The organism is Stenotrophomonas oahuensis, from assembly GCF_031834595.1.
Taxonomy (GTDB): domain Bacteria; phylum Pseudomonadota; class Gammaproteobacteria; order Xanthomonadales; family Xanthomonadaceae; genus Stenotrophomonas; species Stenotrophomonas oahuensis.
This window is the reverse complement of the sequence record NZ_CP115541.1, coordinates 1393199-1409296: the sequence shown is the minus strand read 5'-3', so window position 1 is coordinate 1409296 and position 16098 is coordinate 1393199. Positions and strand designations below refer to the sequence as shown.

Sequence of the window (16098 nt, the reverse complement as noted above, 5' to 3'; positions counted from 1 at the left end):
CCTTAGTCAGTTGATGGGAGCAATCCCTAAGGGCATCCGCGAAACCCCCGCAAGGGGGTTTGTTTTCTCTGCTACCTTCGTCGACTGGACCATATGGACACTTGGCAACCCATTTCAGCAGAAGAACTGGAAGCACTCGTAGTCAGCCAGCTCTCTGAATGCTCAACCGAGCAGCAACGATTCTTTGAGCAGTGCAAGGTCGTACCCTACCTCGCCAAGATTGAGCGCTTGGGCACCGTCGAGACCGTCTTCGTGGTGGCCAGAACAGGCAACATCGCCCTGTACTACGAGGACGTTGAAGAGGGATTCAATATCTCAGAACTGCAGCCTGACGGATCTATTCTCAATCCGGCTTGTGAGCAATGGGAGCTGTGTCATGCACTTTGGCACATGGTAAAAGCCTAACAGGCAACTCCAGCTGAGCACGCTGTGCACCTCCGACTGACCCGCCGGATCAAAGTAGCTAACAAGATCCGGATCGTCACTGAGGATGCGAAGTGCTCCCGTTGGTGGCAGGCTTACGAAGTGAACCAGTGTGACGCCCACTAGAATTTGGATCCAGACCTATGAAGCTCCACCTGCCTTCCTCGTTACTCGCTTCCGTTCTTCTGCTTTCTGCATGCGGCGAAAAATCCGAGGAAAAGCCAGCGGTCGCTGCCGGTGAAGCCTCGACGGCATCGAACTCCGAGCCCACTGCGCCAGTAGTGGCTAAAGATGCAACTACTTCGGTTTCCAACGCCGCCAATGTTTCAGACGCCAAGCTGCGCGCCTATGTATGCAATGCGGCGGACCCAAGCTGCCGCGCTTGAGCCGACCCACTGCGCGCCAGATCTGTGGAGGAAGCGCGTTGGCTGGTTGAGCACGGCTACCCCACCAAAGATGAGCAACAGCGACTGAAGGCATTGACCCTTAGCCAGGTCAAGGCTGAGGCTGATGCCGGCAGTCCAAGCGCCAAGGTGGTCTACGCCAGCAAGCTGTCTCTCGAGCCGGGTAAGTTCCATTCAGGCGCGCTACTTCTGCACGACCAGGCCGTTGCGGGCAACCTCTATGCCTACTACGGCCTGTCAGAGGCGTACTGGAACAGCAACGACAACCGCAATCTCGTCGACAGCGCGGCCTACCTGCGCGTGGCCTACCTGTTAGGAGACTCGCGCGCGGGCGACCAAATCGGCACGCTGAAACTCTCACAAGCGGAGCTTGCGGTTGCAGACCAGCGCGCCGCCAGCCTGCTGAACACCTTCGCCGGCGGACTGCAAACGTCGCGCCGTCCCTTGGAATGACTGCGGGCACGCACCACGCGTCATTCAGGCTATGAAGCAGAGGGCCGCGGCTGTGCGGCCCTCTGCTTGAGCTGACCTCGCCCGGGCGGACATTGTCCGACTAGGTGACCCAAGATCATGGCGTAAGGGGAGCCGGCACCCAATCGGCACGTGGCAGCGGCCCGCAAAACTGGCCCAGAACCCTCCCAAGACCGTGCGATGGCTCGTAGAGCCGGGCTTGCCCGGCTTCCGACACCGCGCGATAAGTGTTCAGATGCCACCATTGGTTACTGGCCTTTGTCGTTTGACGGGAGCAATCCCTAAGGGCATCCGCGCCCCCCCGCAAGGGGGTTTGTTGTTTCTGCTACCGTCCTAGCCTGGAGGGGGGCTTGGAGCCCCTTAAACAGGCGGTAGGGGTCCAATGGGAGCATTCGATCATTCCATGGCAGCACTGCGGTTCTTCGGCGATGAGCTTGTGCCCGATGAAATCAGCGCCTTGCTCGGAGCCAAGCCAACGGAATCGCACTACAGGGGGCAAGAGCTTGTAGGGAGGCATTCCGGAATCAAGCGCATTGCCAAGACCGGAAGCTGGCGGCTCAGGGCGGCCGAACGAAAGCCCGAGGACCTGGAAGGTCAGATATTCGAAATTCTGGAGCAGCTCACTCAGGATCTCTCCATATGGGCCTCGTTGTCACGCTTCGAGCCTGATCTGTTCTGTGGCCTTTTCATGGGCAGTAGCAACGACGGAATGTACCTTTCGGCGAAGGCTTTGCTTGCCCTTGGTGAGCGCGGCATTACCCTTGGCTTGGACACCTATGATGCCGATGATGATCAGCACGGCGCTGAGCCATAGCAGGAGACATGCTTGGTCACTGAAATCAGAGAGTTCCGCGAAATGCTAGAAAGCGGGCAACGCTACCTTCATGGTGCATGCTCCATCCAGGAGCTATATGGAAGTGCCGCTGAACTCGCCACAGCCGCCAAGTTCGTAGGCGGCCACTCGGCGATCGCCCAGATCGCTCGAGATTGGACCACAATGATTGACCGATTCTGGAACGAGTGGGGGCATCACTCCAATCCAGTCAATGAGCAGGAGTTCCGGGCTTGGCTTACGGCACAACTGAAGCCCGAGCCGCGGTCATGAGACAAACCAACGCCATGAGGCGCAACACACTCATCTTCTTCGCATTGGGTCCGGTGAACGGCGGCCTTTGCATGTTCATTCTGCTCTTGGCGGAATTGGACTATCCACAAGCGCTGTCCGAGATCTTCAGCTCCGGCATGATCCTGATGGTCCTTCTCTTCATCATCGGCGGCTACGTTGTGGGGGCACTACCAGCGGTCGCTTCCGGACTGCTCTTCGCCTTCGTGGCTTCTCGACGTACGTTGAACCTCCTGCAGAGCGTTCTTATAGGTGCCGGCGCGAGCTTCCTCACCAGCGCGATGGCCGTGGTGGTGATCGCATTGATCAACCCCGGTGCACCCAAGTGGAACTGGATCATCCCCGGGGCCGGCGTACTGGCAGGAGCACTCTGCGGCGGCTATTGCTCCATTGTGGAGCGCAAGCACGGTCGTCCTCCAGCGAAGAGCTTCCACAGCTGATTGCTTTGGTTCGGGCTGCCGCGCCTGGATCCGAAGATCAAAAACCAAAACCCCTCGTTTGTGCGCGCGGTCACGGCATAGGCCGCCTATGGCTGCTAGCGTGTCCCTCCAGCGACATTGAATCGCGCTGGAATCCACCTACAAGGACGCGGATACATTCATGAAACGGAAGCTTCTCGGCAGTTCACTCTTCATTCTCTTTTCGACAAACGCATGGGCACAGGTGCCTGATGCCTACTCCGAGCTGGGCGAGGAGATGCAGGTGCTCGTGAAGAGCTACGTCACCGAGCACCCGGACGTCTCCATTGACGACGCGATCAACCGGCTGGCGGTTCAGACAGAAAACTTCAGCCGATGGCCGACCTCAGGCGAGAGTTCGAAGGGCGACTGACCGCCATATCCATTCAAGAATCGCCGGATCAGCACATCCTGGTCCAGCTGAAGGGCTCAGAGCCCGTTCAAGGAAGGACGCTGAGAACGCAAAGCGGAACAACTCGCGTCGTGATTGAGACAGGGCACAGGCGCACCCAGGAAGAGTTCTATGAGATCGTCGATAAGCACAGGGATCTAATCTTCAGCGCGATACCCGGTGTCACGGGCTACATGGGCCGCCCTGGTGAAGACCTGCTTATCGTCCACATTGAGGGCAACGAAGAGCAAGTTGAGGCGCTGGGACCGACTGTCAGGAAGCTTGAACGGGTGTTGGGCATGTCAGTCACTCTCAGGCCGAACATGTCAAAGTCGAAGAACCTAGCCTACATCATGGGCGGTGCCGTTCTTCAGAACAACAACTCTTACTGCACTACGGGGTTCCCGGTGAAGCATACCGCGACCGGCCGCAAGGGCATAACCACGGCCGCTCACTGCCCCGACGCATTGATCTACGGGAACTACGGTCAGCCGAGCAAGTTCTCCACGCCGTTGACGTACGTTGACGGCATTGATGATGCAAGTCATGACGTGCAATGGCATACGGCCGGCACCCATACGCCACTCAGAGATGTATATGCGACCTCTCAGTCGGACTACAACACTCGGAGCATTATGCTCATGTGGGATAGTGCGGAAGAGGGGCAAGAACTCTGCTTTCGAGGAGTTCGATCCGGGTGGAGCTGCGGCAAGGTGGTTGATCTCAAGTGGAATCCGGGGGTTTCATGCGGACCCGGCCAAGTCCTTCCCTGTGCGAGCACCTGGATACGTGTTGAAGGTCCATCACTGGCGTGCTCTCCGGGAGACAGCGGAGCTGCTGTAATTCGCGGGAGCAACGGCCATGGCATTGTCGCCAAGGCCGACTACAGCGGCGTACTCCCGGGCGAATGCGACGGCGTCACGATCATGCCTTGGGGCAAAATCAAAGAACTCGGACTCACATCGGGCTGAGATGGGGCGGCCATCCGTTCGCCGTCCACGCGTCGATTTCAACACTTCTTCAACCAGAGCCGAAAAAGATACCGAGGACACCTGAGTTCCGTTGAGTTCGTGCCGCAGTGGGGGTAGGGTTCGCCTGAGCCCCCTTACGGATAAGCCCAATGCACGGACGGCCTACCCCGCAGCAGATGCAGCGATGCGGCGAGCAGGTGTCTCAGATGAAGCAGGCCATAGACGTCCTGCATGACCACGTTGAGGCCACCTGTGGCCTCTTCACCGACATACGGCGAATTGAGGAACAGTCTTCTGCACGCGGGTGGCCGGGTGGAGACCTCGAAGCCCTTCGAGGTCCTGCAATGGTTCAAGCAAGGCGACGTAGTGGTGTTGAACCCTGACCGCTTCCACGAAATCATGGACTGCCTGAGGGCCTTTCCAGACGGCCTCCACACTCCTGGATTCGATCCGTTCCCGGGCCTCAAGCGGTAACACTCGGAAGTCTTGCGCCGCAGCGGTGAAGGCCACTCACGACACTTTTTCCCAATCCGACGGGGGCGGGCGGCTCCCCTGATATCTGGCCTCGGCCCCTGCAATCTCATTTCGATTATTGCGAATTGCGAATATTTCGAATAGAGTAGTGCCGTGTACGAACCCTCGGAGCCACCATGACCACCACCGTCCAATCCAAGCTGTTGAGCCTGCCCGCCGAGGGAGAGGTGAGGGCGGCCGTGCAGGGTCGGCGTGCCTTGGCAGCCTACTTGGCCACCCAGGTCGAAACGCAGCACATCCAGATCTTTGACGACCAGAAGCGGCCGCACCAAGTGGAACTTCCCACCTCGGCGCTGCGTTTACTGGTGGATATCCTGGCTGAACTGGCCGATGGCAACGCGGTGAAGGTTGTGCCTGTGCACGCGGAACTGACCACCCAAGAGGCGGCCGATCTGCTCAACGTATCCCGCCCCCACTTCGTCAAATTGCTTGAAGAGGGAGAGCTGGCATTTCACCGGACCGGCAAACACCGTCGGGTGAGGTTTTCCGACCTGATGCAATACAAGGAAGCACGCGAGCGAGCCAGCGAGCAGGCGATGGCTGAACTCGCGCAACAGTCACAGGAGTTGGGAATGGGGTACGAGTGAGGCATTCCTCCTTCACCGTTGTCTACGATGCGTGCGTTCTTTATCCCGCACCGTTGCGTGACTTCCTGATGTGGCTTGGCCTGTCAGGGAGATTTCGGGCGCGCTGGAGCCAGGACATCCATGAGGAATGGAAGCGCAATCTGCTGATCAACCGCCCCGATCTCACCAAGGACCAGGTCAACCGGACGTCCGATCTGATGGATCGCGCTATTCCTGACGGTTTGGTGGAGGGCTATGCAGAGCTAATCGCCGGACTAACCTTGCCCGACCCAGACGACAGGCATGTGCTGGCAGCGGCGATTCGCTGCGGGGCAAGCGTGATAGTGACGTTCAATCAGAAGGATTTTCCGGAAGATGCGCTGGCCCCATACGGCATTGAATCGCAACATCCCGACGAGTTCGTAGGCAATCTCCTGGACTTGGATGCGGCAGCAGTTGTGTCGGCGGCACAGCGTCAGCGAGCCCAGCTGAAGAATCCACCGATGGAAGTGGACCGCTACCTCGACACCCTGCTATGCCAAGGCTTGGTTCAAACCACCAAGGTACTGGGGAACTACCACTCTATTCTTTGACCTTGTGGAAGGGCACGGACGACCCTGCTCACACTTGGGGGGATTTACCGCCAATGACTGGGCCTACAGGGAGATACCATCCAATCCGCACATGACTTAGGGGCTGAATTGGAAATGTCTTGTTGACGGGTTGCCAGACATCAGCGTGAAATTCCCTCAGCCCCCTGCTTCCGTCTGCAGACGGGCGCGCCATCTCCCGGACGGAGCTATGTGAATCGAAGGGGACCCGAAATCGTGATACTAGAAGAGTTGAGGCCAACCCAGCGCTCTCTGGTGATGGACCTTGTAGCAGAGGCTGGACTGGATGTTAGCGACTGGGCCAATTACGCGGGCAAGCATCCGGCATCCAACCCGAAGTACTGCTACGAATGGGTGTTCAACCAAGAAGGGATGCCGTCAGTCGCATGCCTGTGGTTTGACAATATGCGAATGGAGCCAGATGGGTCGGTGCGGCAGCGCCTGAACCTTTGGCAGGTCGCCAAGAAGCACGAATCATTGCCAGGGCGATCGGCTGTCGCCAAGCGTGCCAGGGCCCTGGATTTGGCCTTGCAGACGGCGTTCCGCAAGCAGTCGCCGATCAGGGTCATCGTGGTGGACGGCGAGCAAGCCGATCTGGTGGCACAGAACGCGCAGTCGTCGAAGGTAGAGCGCAGGAGGCTTGATCCCGCTGCGTGGACGGTTGCGGAATACGATTTGTCAACGGGTGATTGTCTGCTGATGCGGAACGAAGGGGGCCTCACGGGAAAGACTGGATCACAGGATACGGATCGGGCATCGACAAACCCAGATAACGCGCCCTCGTCCGCCGCTACGACCTACGTCACCAGGCTTGCTTATAACAGCCATCACTGGCGCAAACCGGCCACCGCTGGGGAAGTGCAGGAAGCCGGCGATACATACCGCAACGAGAATGGCTTTGGCCACGAAGACTGGCTGTTCCGAGACGAATGGCAGTTTGACGGCTGGCGCTATGCCTTCGTGCAGGGCGTGAACAACAGCCGCGCCAAGCTGCTGCGGGAGGGTAAGCTTTTCAACCTTCGACTGTTCACTATGCCCGCGCCCAGCGATCGGCGCGCGGTAGCCGAGATTCGAGATGTGGAATGCCTGGATGACCGGGCTGCAGAGGCGGCGGTTGCCGCGTATGAAAAGCTTGGCTGGCTCAACACCATGCGCGCCGAGGTCGCAGCCGCAGGCGGACGTCCAGAGGCGTTGGACGAAACGGGCCCCGCTCCGCACATCCTCAATCTGCGCTACCGCCTCGACAACCTAAGCATGTTAGATGCGGAAACGCCGCTCCCACCGGATGACCCGGTTCATCGACTCAAGCGTTATGGCCTGTACGGCACGGCAGGCGCTATGGACGCGGCCGTGGATGGTACGGGCAAGCCTATTGGTGCCAGGCCGCTCGAAATTTTGCCGTTGACCGCGGACGACTACCGGCATGCGTTCTATCGAATCGAGATGTCGGACATCAATCGGCGCTGGCTCGTTGCGCATTACTACTCGCCTGACGCGACGACCTCGATAGTGCAGCTGGCGAGCGCCTTGGGCTACACGGATCACAGGGCTGCGGATGACGCGTATGGCGCGTTGGCTCGTGAAGTTGCTGGCGAGCTGCCCCGCGCCCCGGATGATCTTGAGCACGGACAGTACGTCGACTGGCTGCAGGCGCTTGCGCAGACCTCCGAACGCGACGCACTGAACAATAGCCAATGGCGGCTTCGGGAAGAAGTTGCGCAGGCGATGCTTGAGATGAGATGGGTTGAGGCCCGAGATGGGACCGACAGCGAAGTCATGGAATCGCCAACGCCTGACGATCAGCGACTCGCGCGGGACTACGGACTGGATGACACGCAGATCAGGCAGATGATGCTCAGCCGCCGTGGCCAAGGGCGTTTCCGGAACGCGACGTTGCGGTTCTGGGGTGGGAGTTGCGCAGTAAGCGGGTTGCCGGATACTTGCCTCCTGGTCGCTTCCCACATCAAGCCGTGGAAAAGTGCGAACCCCAATGAGCGGTTGGACGGTTTCAACGGATTACCGCTGACGCCCAACCTCGACAGGGCATTTGATCGGGGCTATGTGTCGTTCGCGAAGGACGGTTCAATCATGATCTCCCCGGTAATGAGCGTGGAGTCGATGCAGGCACTTGGCATCCGGCCCGAAATGGCGTTGCGGATCTGCGACGAGCGCATTGATACGTACATGGCGTATCACCGGGAACACATTTTTGTTCGCAAGAAGTAGCCCGCGCTTCGTGTGCCTACCTAGGTGCCGCGCCCACAACCGCGACAGGAAGCCAGTCAGTGACTGCGGCTGGGCGCTGGCGAGCAGTCGAGCTCCTATCAAGAATCACTCCGTCCTTATCACCTACCGCCTGCCAAACAGGAAGCTCAGAAACGGGCCCGGCACGGACTAGGGGCCAATGGCTTCATGGATTGTGGTCGCATCCTTGGCGCGATATCCTCGTCAGGTCCAGATCACGTCCTGTCTGCATTTAAACTCGGGGGGAGTTGATGCACGTAAAGCATGTAGTTGCCTTTCTGCTGGCCGTGCCTCTGGTAGCCGCGGGTCAGCAATCAGCCGAGGCACCAGAGCGCTTGCGACCCGTAATGATTATCGCGGGCTCCGCTCACTATCCACTAGAGCTGGCAGACAAGGGAGTCCAAGGTCAAGCGGTATTCTCAACCGAGGTTCGTGTCGATGGAACTTTCGCTCCTTCAGTCCTCGTTGAGCCATCTGGCTCCGCCGAACTCGATGCGGCTGCGATAAAAGTAGTGGCAGGCCTTAAGGCAAATCCCCAGAAGGTGGCCAAGGCCGTTCTCTTGCCGGTTCTATTCTACAAAGACAGCGTGAACAATCTTCATTTGAAGACCTGCGCCCAGTTCAATACTGATCTCGCGTACTTCGCAACCAACTTTCCCGCCAAGCCTGCGGATGAAATGAACATATTCAACATGGCTACGGCGGTGATTACGACCGTTGGCGGAGTTGATATGTCCAGTATTGGCAAACTCTCATCTGCGCCGCAGAAGACAGTGGATGCGTGTGCTAAGCGGCCGAAACGTCTATTCATGGAGGAATTCATGAAGAGCGTGGGGAAGTAATGTTCGGCTGAGCCAAACTTCTTGCGTTGCCGGATGAGGGCAATGGGCCGTCCTCTGGCCGACAAGCATGAGGGTCATCAGGTGTGGAGTTGGGGACGTTCATGAAGCTTCCATTTGGTAGCGCCGAGGACCTGGGTGTGACACAGATACACGTTGATGGGACTCAGGTCCTGCAGGAGGCGGGCGAGACTCGGTTCGTCATGTACTGCAGGGTTCATGGTGCATGTGTTGAAAGAGGTAGCGTGCTCAGTTTGCCGATCTCGGCGGGCATGGACATGACTATTCCAGTCGACGAGGTTGTCCAGGGGGATGCTGGTGGGGTGGTAATCGTTGTCTCATGTGATGACGCTGATGAAGCAGACTTCCTTTCAGGGCTGGATCTTGCAGGGGAGATCCTCACTGGCTGGATTGAGTCATCTGGACACGCCTCAACCAGGAACCCCGTCGGATGAGTAACGAGTACAGGTATCTCTGGGACGGAAGTGCCCAGGGCTGGGCACTACTGCACACGAACTTGCAGGACAGGGATCAGGAGCCGCAGTATCTGATTTTCAACCAGGCAACCAAGATGGCCCTGCTGATATCGAATAGCTCTGATTATGCAGCCGCGAAGCAGTCGATGCTTGATCACGGAGTTAAGGTGATCACGGACGTGGCGTAGTTGATCATCTGGCTGCTAGTGCTGCTTCAGCAATGCGCGTCTAAGCGTGGTGCAGCTGTTGCGGTGCGCGTATCTCAACCTAGGTGCTTCGAGATTGCAGCCAGCATTGCGATGGTTAATCCCAATTTCAGCACCGGCAATGGTCACAGTCCCGTTGGCAGGCGGGCGGGTCGAGGTGGGCTCACACTTGGATCTCATCCAGGATCATTCCTGAGATTAGATGCATGCTACTGGCCGGAAGCAATCGCGGGATCGGCATGGCAGCACCCGACCCAAAGTGGCCAATGGTGCCGCCACCAATCCTTACGACTGGGGGCGTTTGTACGCTGCCTTGTTAGCCGGACCCAGCCGCCCTTAGATCGAGTTGCATCAAGGCGAAATCTAATTTAATGGTACTTTGTGGGCGAGTCTTATCGCCGCGCCCTCGGGTCAGTCTATTAGGTAGTCAGGTAGATCACGCAATGAGTGAGCCAATGACAGAAGAAGATGTCCGTCAACGCGCAGAGACTATGCTATCAGAGTTAATGAAACTTGATGCTTTAGCTACCAGTGATGCGCAGCGACGAAGCTTCAAGGAAGCAAGAGAATATTTGTGCAGAGCAGCGAAAAGCGGCCTATTGCCCGAAATTCGGATCGGATCTTACTGGTTCGCGGTCGTTTCCGATCAGATCCGTGTGGTTCAAGATGGAAGGTTAAAGGGCGAGCAGCGTGCTGCAAAAAGGGCAGGCACGGGCAAAGATTCCGCCTAGCAATTCATTCAATCCAAAGTCGCTTCGCGGCTCAGTTTAGTTCCAAGAGTTTGAATGTCCCCTTCTGGCCGGAAGCAGACATGCGAGTGCCAGACAACGCGACCAAGAGTGCTAGAGACCGCTATCGACGCCGAGCAGCCATTCGACGGTATGCTCCAGTCGGCATCCCCGCCCAATCAGGAGTTGGTGCAACTATGAGCGGCATGCAAAAACTGGTCGTTGCCGTGTCGTTACTCATCGTCATAAGTATCTTCGTCGGAGTGGTAGGTGCATTCCATCTGCGTCAACGCTGGCCTCGACTACGATGGCCGTTTGTCTTGCTTCTCGCGGTAGCCTTGGTCATCATCGTCGCGTCTGCGGCGGCATCGTCTGCCTATCCAGGACCGGCAGGGCAGTACTGGCCGGACTCCTTTGCGTGGACGATACGAGAGAGACTTGTTTACCCAAGCGGGATGCTGGTTCTCGCCACACCTGTACTCATAGCCTTGGCAGCTGCTTATGTTGTTCCTGGTGGGGCCCGCCGCGCTGCAGCTCTTGCTGCGACTGGTGGCGTCCTCTCCATCCCCGCTGCACTTCTTATCCTACTATTCAATGGCTGTAATTACGCTGGGGCCTGCCTCTAGTCACAAGCGGCCTTGCTGCGCTATTTAACTGTCCCGCGCGCTGGGGCCAAGTGTCCGCTCCTGGCCGAAAGTGGACGTTCGGGGAGGTCGGAGGTGCCGACCGTTGGTAATGGCCGCTTTCGACGCCGGCTTCAACTGGTCAATGCAACGATCGGTGTCTGGCAGTCCAGGCTCTTGCGTGGCCTCTCGTTTAGTTGCCTGGCCACGCTGTTGAGCTTGGCTTGGCGGACACCACGGCGCCGATTCAGCGCCATTTGGTCGGCGAGCCGGGTGATTCATCGGCGGCTTCCGTGGCTTGGTCGCAAACGGGTTGCCACATCCCCGCGCGGGTGGCAACGTGCAGCGGCGATCACGCCGACCTCGAGCCCCGCATGACCCCCGTTGCCCTGTATTCGCCCGATCCGGCCCGCGGCTGGCTGCCTTGGGCCTGGCTGACGCCGATCCTGATGATCCTGTTCAATGCGGTACCGGTGATCGCGCTGGACGGGTGGATGCAGTCGCAGCATTGGTCGACGCCGCGCGGCGATCCGATCGGCCTCGCTGGCTTGCATGCGCTGCTGTGGATCGGCTTCGCGCCGACGCTGGCGGCCGTGCTTGCCTGGGTACGCTTCGTCGAAAGGCGCTCACTGGCAAGTATCGGGCTGACCGGTCCGGCACCGCTGAAAACCTTCCTGCACGGACTGGCCGTAGGATTCGGCACGATCGCGCTGGTCACAGTCGCGATCTGGATGGCTGGCGGCATGCAGGCGACGGGCCTGGGGCAGGCCTGGCGATCGCCCGTCAGTCTGCTGCACATCGGCCTGCTGCTTTTGAGTTTCATGTTCCAGGCGAGCGTGGAGGAAGTCATCTTCCGCGGCTGGATGCTGTCGGTGGTGGCTCGCAAGACCAATGTCGCGGTAGCAGTGCTGCTGGTGTCGATCGTCTTCTGCTTCCTGCATTTCAGTCCGCACCAGCCGCCCCTGGTCATGCTCGGCACGTTCCTCTTCTCGCTGTTCGCCTGCACCTGGGCGCTGCGGACCGGCAACATCTGGGGCGTAATGGGCTGGCACGCGGGGTGGAACTGGTTGCTCGCGACCGGCTTCGAACTGCCCGTCACCGGCATCGATGCGCACTTGCCGGCGCTGCTGGTGGCGCTGCGCCCGCAAGGCCCCGACACCCTGACCGGTGGCGCGGAGGGGCCGGAAGGCAGTTACCTGTGCAGCGTCTTCTTCGTCGCCGCGATCGCGTGGATCCAGTGGCGAAAGACGCGCGGAGCTCAGAATGCAACGGCCAGGATCTCGTAGACAGCTTTGATCCTCAAGCGCATTGATCAGCCACAGCTTGCGTACACATCGGAGGGTACTTTCAACTCCGAAGGAACAGCCGCACGGTCCGCGACGACCTTGCCCGCCGTGCGTCTGAGCATCATGGCATCGCACCGATAGTCAAAAGCGCCACGCTGTCACAACGGTCACCAAACGCCGTTGCGCGAAACCGCGCCAGAATTTCGCCATTCCCCAGCCAGCCGCGACGCAATCCACCGCATTTCGCCAAATTCTCGTGTCACTTACGTCACCAATGGCGCGCATCCGCGCCACGGCCAAAAAAGCAGAATTCCCCTACTTCCCATCCGATTCCACTTCCGGCACCGTAGGCCCCGGAGCTTAGAGCACTCCTGTAGCGTGTAATTTGTTTGTCCCGTTGTCGGGAAGGTGGCGAATACAACACCCCCCATGTTGGGGGAAATAAGCCACGCCGTTTCACGCTACACGGTCTCTAACCTCCCGACGCCTTTCCCATGGTGGGAAAGGCCTCTTCCCGGGAGTCTGTGATGTACGCGTTCTGGGCCTTCACCCATCGCTTCGAGCTGCCCACTCGAGGCCTTCGATTACGTCTTCCGCGCGCCCTCAGCCACTTAGCGCTGCCATTCTCCGCGCGCATCCACGACTTATAGCGCCGGGCACAACCCCGGCCACCTGATCGGCACCGCCACGCGCCGTTGCTGCGCTATGCGCTGCCCATTCGTTGAACTCACTTGTTACCCAATCGTGGGAGGATTCCATGTGCGAGCTTGTTCTGTTGCAGATACGCATTGCCAGGCCGATGCATGCCGCCTTGAAGGCGGCGGCCCAACACGAGGGGCGTTCCCTCAGCAAACTGGTCAATCAACTGTTGGAGTCATACCTGTTGCTGCGCACCTGTGCGCTGAAGGAAGACGGCCGCCCCTCGCCAGCGGCGGAGCTGGCCGCCGCATCACCCCCGTGGATGGCCTTCAGCCGGCCACGCCGGCGCGGTCGGCGGGTGCGTTCGAACGCAGGAGCGCAGCCATGAGCTCCATCTCCAGGACCATCATCTACCCCACGCCCCGCGAGCATCCGGGCAAGGTGCTCCTTGCGAACTATATGAAGCCGCTGCGGCTTTCGGTGCGCCACCTTGCCTGCTGCCTCAACGTAAGCCGGGGTCGGCTGGACGCCGTGGTGCGGGGCCGCAGTGGCATCGACCCACACCTGTCGCTTCGGTTGGGCCGCCATTTCCGTCACCCACCGCTGTACTGGTTTGAGCTGCAGAATGCCTACGACATAGAACTGGCATACCGCGTCTACGGCCCGAGTGTCGATCTGGTCCGCCCGCGCGCGTACTGGTAACGGCACGCCCAACACAACCGCCCGCAAGGACGCGGCATCCCAACAGGTTTGCCGTAAACATGCTCAATCGCGAATTCCGTTGCGCGGCCCACGCTGGCCGCGCAAGCACCGCCGCGCCCGTCAGGGCCGCACCCACACAGGCAGCAGGAGGTTCAGGCATGGGCCTGATGATGGCTTTGGAAATTGAGTCGGGCGCAGCGCTGGAAGAGATAACGCAGACGCTGACTGACCTGGGCGCATGCGTAAAGGACATCCCGCTCATCGCCGGCGGGCTGCTACCCGGCTCGAAGTGCGGCTACGGCCTGACCCTGCACCGCTACCCAATGCGCGTTCTGGCCAAGGGGATGAAGGTCAACTGGACCGTGGGCCTGACGATGACCTTCCACTTCCGCGCCAGCAACAAGATGAGCAGCATGGCGGAGATCTACCCGTTCATCGAACTGTTTGCAGAGCAGCACCCGCACCGTTTCGTGCTGTCGTTCGAGTACGAGCGCGTCTATGCGGTGCGGGACGAGAAGGGGCTGGATCTGCGGTGGCCATTTTCAGCGTGAACGATTGGGCCTTCTGCGTGAATGCCCAACGCTTGTCAGCCCCTTGGCCATCGGCTAACGTTCCGCTGGGGTGTCGCGGGCGCGGACTCAGTCGCTGGGGAGTGGCTGATCGAGCGGTGTTTTCCGCGCCAGGTTTCACGTTTCCCGGACCGCTGCTCCTCCGATGTTGATTGGCGTCGGTGGCAGGTCAGCGCCTTGAGAATCTGCTCCAGGCCTCGTGTGCTGGCGCTTCGCCGTGTCTATCACTCATCTTGAGAAACATATGAAGAATCTGGTTGCACCCTTGCTGTGTCTGCTTCTGGCGGGCTGTGTCTCTACCCCCACTCAGGTCAACCTGGTTCCGACCGGGATCACTCGGACGGTCCGGCCGCCGATGGACATGCAGGTGAAGCTGGTGTCAGTGATCATCGCCGATCCCGCTACTCAGACTGGCAAGGTCATGCTCGACGCCACCTTCCCTCCAGTCTGGCGCGATGCGATCCAGACGTCTTTGGACCAAGCCGGTTTGTTCAGCGATGACGGTTCGCGCAATGTGACCGTGTACGCGAAGATCAGGCGCTTTGAGTTCAATCCGACGGGCTTTTCAAACACCGTCGACGTTGATGCTGTTTACAGCGTTGTGGACCGTAAGTCGGGCGACGTCGTGTTCGAGAAGGAAATCGTGACTTCTGCGACCAACTCCGCAAGCAAGACGTTCAATGCCCAGGTGCGGGTGATCAACCTGTGGAATCAGGCGACCCAGGAGAATATCGCCAAGTTCGTGCAGGCGCTGGAGGCTATGCCAGAACCGCCAAGCGCGGCGGCCGCTGGTACCTAAGCATTCGCGACTGACTGTTTCTCAGGGCCCTTCCCGCTGCGGTTGCGCAGCGGGACTCGAGCAGCACTAACGATATTACTCAGCCGGGATCCAGGAGTCCTGGGACCTTGGAAGCGCGCCATCGGGATCGTGCACCTGCAACGAGTCCCCCTCGCGCAGTTGATCGGGGTAGATGACCAGATTGGTCCCGCCTGGGCGCTTAGTTGACGGGAACAGTAGACCGCTCGCTTCACCGGCAACTACTTCATCGGCCATGACCCACGTTGGGGGCTCGATGTCGTCGATGAATGCCAAGCGCTTCCAGGCACAATCCCAATCCATCCACAGCGCGTCCCAGTCTGGATCATACCCAGCACTGAAGTCAGCCACTCGTGCAAGTTCAATCTGGAAGCATGCGATGGTCCCCGGTCCAAACAGGGGTTCCGACTGGCTGTATTCGGCCAAGGCGGTTTCCGGCTCCAGCGCCAAATAGACTGCGGACTGTTCTATGCGATTGAAACGACCACCGGCAGTTGCCGCGCCCGCGCCGCTACACGGCTGATACGCCCACTTGGGGGTCAGGACGCGATAGGCGTTGAGCTTGACTGCGGTGAAGATCAACCGGTTGCACCCGCCGAGAGATTCGAGACGTAGCGGCGGATGGCCTGCGCCTTGCCCTCGGATACATAACGTTCGGCTGTCTCTCCGCCCAGCTCGGTCAGGGGTACGTTGCGGAACCAGTAGATAGCCCGTTCCATATCGCCACCGTTGGCCTCTACGAGCATCGTCAGCACGCTGATCGAGTCGCGCAGAAAGTCCTGCAGCTTCTCAGAAGCGGGAGCGCGGAGAACCGTCGTGCGGTGCACTCCTGCAAGTTCCGCCAAGCGTATACCGCTGATATGGAGCCGCTCGCTGTAGATCTTGGGCGAAATGATGGAATCCTCGCGAAAGCCCTCGGCGAACTGGACTGGATTGACCCGCAGAGCGGTTTCCATGACGCTCTCCTGATGCGTAGGTGATGCAATTATGATGCATGGTGAGGTGAAGTCAAGCGGC

At 59.3% G+C, this 16098-nt stretch carries 21 protein-coding genes; 19 read left to right on the top strand and 2 right to left on the bottom strand.

The features are described 5' to 3' along the window. Positions 1-93: 93 nt before the first annotated feature. The 19 genes from PDM29_RS06215 to PDM29_RS06125 all read left to right on the top strand — a co-directional run bounded on the left by PDM29_RS06215 (position 94) and on the right by PDM29_RS06125 (position 15063). On the top strand, positions 94-405 hold the full coding sequence (locus PDM29_RS06215) for a hypothetical protein (RefSeq protein ID WP_311193002.1): 312 nt from the start codon (positions 94-96) through the stop codon (positions 403-405). A gap of 161 nt (positions 406-566) precedes the next feature. After that, the gene (locus PDM29_RS06210) at positions 567-809 is read left to right on the top strand and encodes a hypothetical protein (protein ID WP_311193001.1); all 243 of its coding nucleotides are present in this window, start codon (positions 567-569) and stop codon (positions 807-809) included. Positions 810-833: 24 nt separating this feature from the next. After that, positions 834-1280, top strand: a complete 447-nt coding sequence (locus PDM29_RS06205) for a hypothetical protein (protein ID WP_311193000.1) — start codon at positions 834-836, stop codon at positions 1278-1280. 400 nt (positions 1281-1680) lie between these two features. Beyond that, positions 1681-2112, top strand: a complete 432-nt coding sequence (locus tag PDM29_RS06200) for a DUF4279 domain-containing protein (RefSeq protein ID WP_311192999.1) — start codon at positions 1681-1683, stop codon at positions 2110-2112. A 12-nt stretch (positions 2113-2124) separates the two neighbouring features. Continuing rightward, positions 2125-2403, top strand: a complete 279-nt coding sequence (locus PDM29_RS06195) for a hypothetical protein (protein WP_311192998.1) — start codon at positions 2125-2127, stop codon at positions 2401-2403. Further along, entirely contained in the window at positions 2400-2861 is a 462-nt protein-coding gene (locus PDM29_RS06190) for a hypothetical protein (RefSeq protein WP_311192997.1), read from the top strand. The genes PDM29_RS06195 and PDM29_RS06190 overlap by 4 nt, the downstream gene beginning before the upstream one ends. Positions 2862-3021: 160 nt before the next feature. Next, entirely contained in the window at positions 3022-3252 is a 231-nt protein-coding gene (locus PDM29_RS06185; RefSeq protein ID WP_311192996.1) for a hypothetical protein, read from the top strand. After that, positions 3216-4241: a chymotrypsin family serine protease gene (locus PDM29_RS06180; RefSeq protein WP_311192995.1), complete on the top strand. Its 1026-nt coding sequence runs from the start codon at positions 3216-3218 to the stop codon at positions 4239-4241. The genes PDM29_RS06185 and PDM29_RS06180 overlap by 37 nt, the downstream gene beginning before the upstream one ends. 650 nt (positions 4242-4891) lie before the next feature. Next, the gene (locus tag PDM29_RS06175) at positions 4892-5362 is read left to right on the top strand and encodes a helix-turn-helix domain-containing protein (RefSeq protein WP_311192994.1); all 471 of its coding nucleotides are present in this window, start codon (positions 4892-4894) and stop codon (positions 5360-5362) included. Beyond that, positions 5359-5934, top strand: coding sequence for a PIN domain-containing protein (locus PDM29_RS06170; protein ID WP_311192993.1), 576 nt, complete (start codon positions 5359-5361; stop codon positions 5932-5934). The genes PDM29_RS06175 and PDM29_RS06170 overlap by 4 nt, the downstream gene beginning before the upstream one ends. Before the next feature lie 276 nt (positions 5935-6210). Further along, complete coding sequence (locus PDM29_RS06165) at positions 6211-8178, top strand: HNH endonuclease (RefSeq protein WP_311192992.1); 1968 nt, start codon at positions 6211-6213, stop codon at positions 8176-8178. A gap of 269 nt (positions 8179-8447) precedes the next feature. Continuing rightward, positions 8448-9038 (top strand): TonB family protein, encoded by a 591-nt coding sequence (locus PDM29_RS06160; RefSeq protein ID WP_311192991.1) that lies wholly within the window; start codon positions 8448-8450, stop codon positions 9036-9038. Between the two features lie 101 nt (positions 9039-9139). After that, positions 9140-9490, top strand: coding sequence for a hypothetical protein (locus tag PDM29_RS06155; RefSeq protein WP_311192990.1), 351 nt, complete (start codon positions 9140-9142; stop codon positions 9488-9490). After that, positions 9487-9699, top strand: coding sequence for a hypothetical protein (locus PDM29_RS06150; protein ID WP_311192989.1), 213 nt, complete (start codon positions 9487-9489; stop codon positions 9697-9699). Before PDM29_RS06155 ends, PDM29_RS06150 begins: the two co-directional genes overlap by 4 nt. Before the next feature lie 473 nt (positions 9700-10172). Further along, entirely contained in the window at positions 10173-10448 is a 276-nt protein-coding gene (locus PDM29_RS06145; RefSeq protein WP_311192988.1) for a hypothetical protein, read from the top strand. 994 nt (positions 10449-11442) lie between these two features. Further along, positions 11443-12354 carry a CPBP family intramembrane glutamic endopeptidase gene (locus tag PDM29_RS06140; RefSeq protein WP_311192987.1) on the top strand — a complete coding sequence of 304 codons (912 nt, stop codon included), beginning with the start codon at positions 11443-11445 and terminating at the stop codon, positions 12352-12354. Between the two features lie 1023 nt (positions 12355-13377). Further along, entirely contained in the window at positions 13378-13695 is a 318-nt protein-coding gene (locus tag PDM29_RS06135; RefSeq protein WP_311192986.1) for a HigA family addiction module antitoxin, read from the top strand. Positions 13696-13853: 158 nt separating this feature from the next. Further along, a complete protein-coding gene (locus tag PDM29_RS06130) occupies positions 13854-14246 on the top strand; it encodes a hypothetical protein (RefSeq protein WP_311192985.1) in 393 nt (130 codons plus the stop codon). Positions 14247-14508: 262 nt separating this feature from the next. Next, positions 14509-15063, top strand: coding sequence for a hypothetical protein (locus PDM29_RS06125; RefSeq protein WP_311192984.1), 555 nt, complete (start codon positions 14509-14511; stop codon positions 15061-15063). 75 nt (positions 15064-15138) lie between these two features. Here PDM29_RS06125 and PDM29_RS06120 read toward each other — a convergent pair whose 3' ends face one another. Then, the gene (locus PDM29_RS06120) at positions 15139-15663 is read right to left on the bottom strand and encodes an RES family NAD+ phosphorylase (RefSeq protein WP_311192983.1); all 525 of its coding nucleotides are present in this window, start codon (positions 15661-15663) and stop codon (positions 15139-15141) included. Beyond that, positions 15660-16037, bottom strand: a complete 378-nt coding sequence (locus PDM29_RS06115) for an antitoxin Xre/MbcA/ParS toxin-binding domain-containing protein (RefSeq protein ID WP_311192982.1) — start codon at positions 16035-16037, stop codon at positions 15660-15662. Before PDM29_RS06115 ends, PDM29_RS06120 begins: the two co-directional genes overlap by 4 nt. Positions 16038-16098 lie beyond the last annotated feature (61 nt).

Excerpts from the sequence above, each read along its gene's own strand:
- PDM29_RS06155 (WP_311192990.1), top strand. The coding sequence starts at position 9,140 with ATGAAGCTTCCATTTGGTAGCGCCGAGGACCTGGGTGTGACACAGATA.
- PDM29_RS06200 (WP_311192999.1), top strand. The coding sequence starts at position 1,681 with ATGGGAGCATTCGATCATTCCATGGCAGCACTGCGGTTCTTCGGCGAT.
- PDM29_RS06210 (WP_311193001.1), top strand. The coding sequence starts at position 567 with ATGAAGCTCCACCTGCCTTCCTCGTTACTCGCTTCCGTTCTTCTGCTT.
- PDM29_RS06145 (WP_311192988.1), top strand. The coding sequence starts at position 10,173 with ATGACAGAAGAAGATGTCCGTCAACGCGCAGAGACTATGCTATCAGAG.
- PDM29_RS06175 (WP_311192994.1), top strand. The coding sequence starts at position 4,892 with ATGACCACCACCGTCCAATCCAAGCTGTTGAGCCTGCCCGCCGAGGGA.
- PDM29_RS06125 (WP_311192984.1), top strand. The coding sequence starts at position 14,509 with ATGAAGAATCTGGTTGCACCCTTGCTGTGTCTGCTTCTGGCGGGCTGT.
- PDM29_RS06160 (WP_311192991.1), top strand. The coding sequence starts at position 8,448 with ATGCACGTAAAGCATGTAGTTGCCTTTCTGCTGGCCGTGCCTCTGGTA.
- PDM29_RS06150 (WP_311192989.1), top strand. The coding sequence starts at position 9,487 with ATGAGTAACGAGTACAGGTATCTCTGGGACGGAAGTGCCCAGGGCTGG.
- PDM29_RS06190 (WP_311192997.1), top strand. The coding sequence starts at position 2,400 with ATGAGACAAACCAACGCCATGAGGCGCAACACACTCATCTTCTTCGCA.
- PDM29_RS06165 (WP_311192992.1), top strand. The coding sequence starts at position 6,211 with ATGGACCTTGTAGCAGAGGCTGGACTGGATGTTAGCGACTGGGCCAAT.
- PDM29_RS06215 (WP_311193002.1), top strand. The coding sequence starts at position 94 with ATGGACACTTGGCAACCCATTTCAGCAGAAGAACTGGAAGCACTCGTA.
- PDM29_RS06180 (WP_311192995.1), top strand. The coding sequence starts at position 3,216 with ATGGCCGACCTCAGGCGAGAGTTCGAAGGGCGACTGACCGCCATATCC.
- PDM29_RS06140 (WP_311192987.1), top strand. The coding sequence starts at position 11,443 with ATGACCCCCGTTGCCCTGTATTCGCCCGATCCGGCCCGCGGCTGGCTG.
- PDM29_RS06115 (WP_311192982.1), bottom strand. The coding sequence starts at position 16,037 with ATGGAAACCGCTCTGCGGGTCAATCCAGTCCAGTTCGCCGAGGGCTTT.
- PDM29_RS06130 (WP_311192985.1), top strand. The coding sequence starts at position 13,854 with ATGGGCCTGATGATGGCTTTGGAAATTGAGTCGGGCGCAGCGCTGGAA.
- PDM29_RS06185 (WP_311192996.1), top strand. The coding sequence starts at position 3,022 with ATGAAACGGAAGCTTCTCGGCAGTTCACTCTTCATTCTCTTTTCGACA.
- PDM29_RS06135 (WP_311192986.1), top strand. The coding sequence starts at position 13,378 with ATGAGCTCCATCTCCAGGACCATCATCTACCCCACGCCCCGCGAGCAT.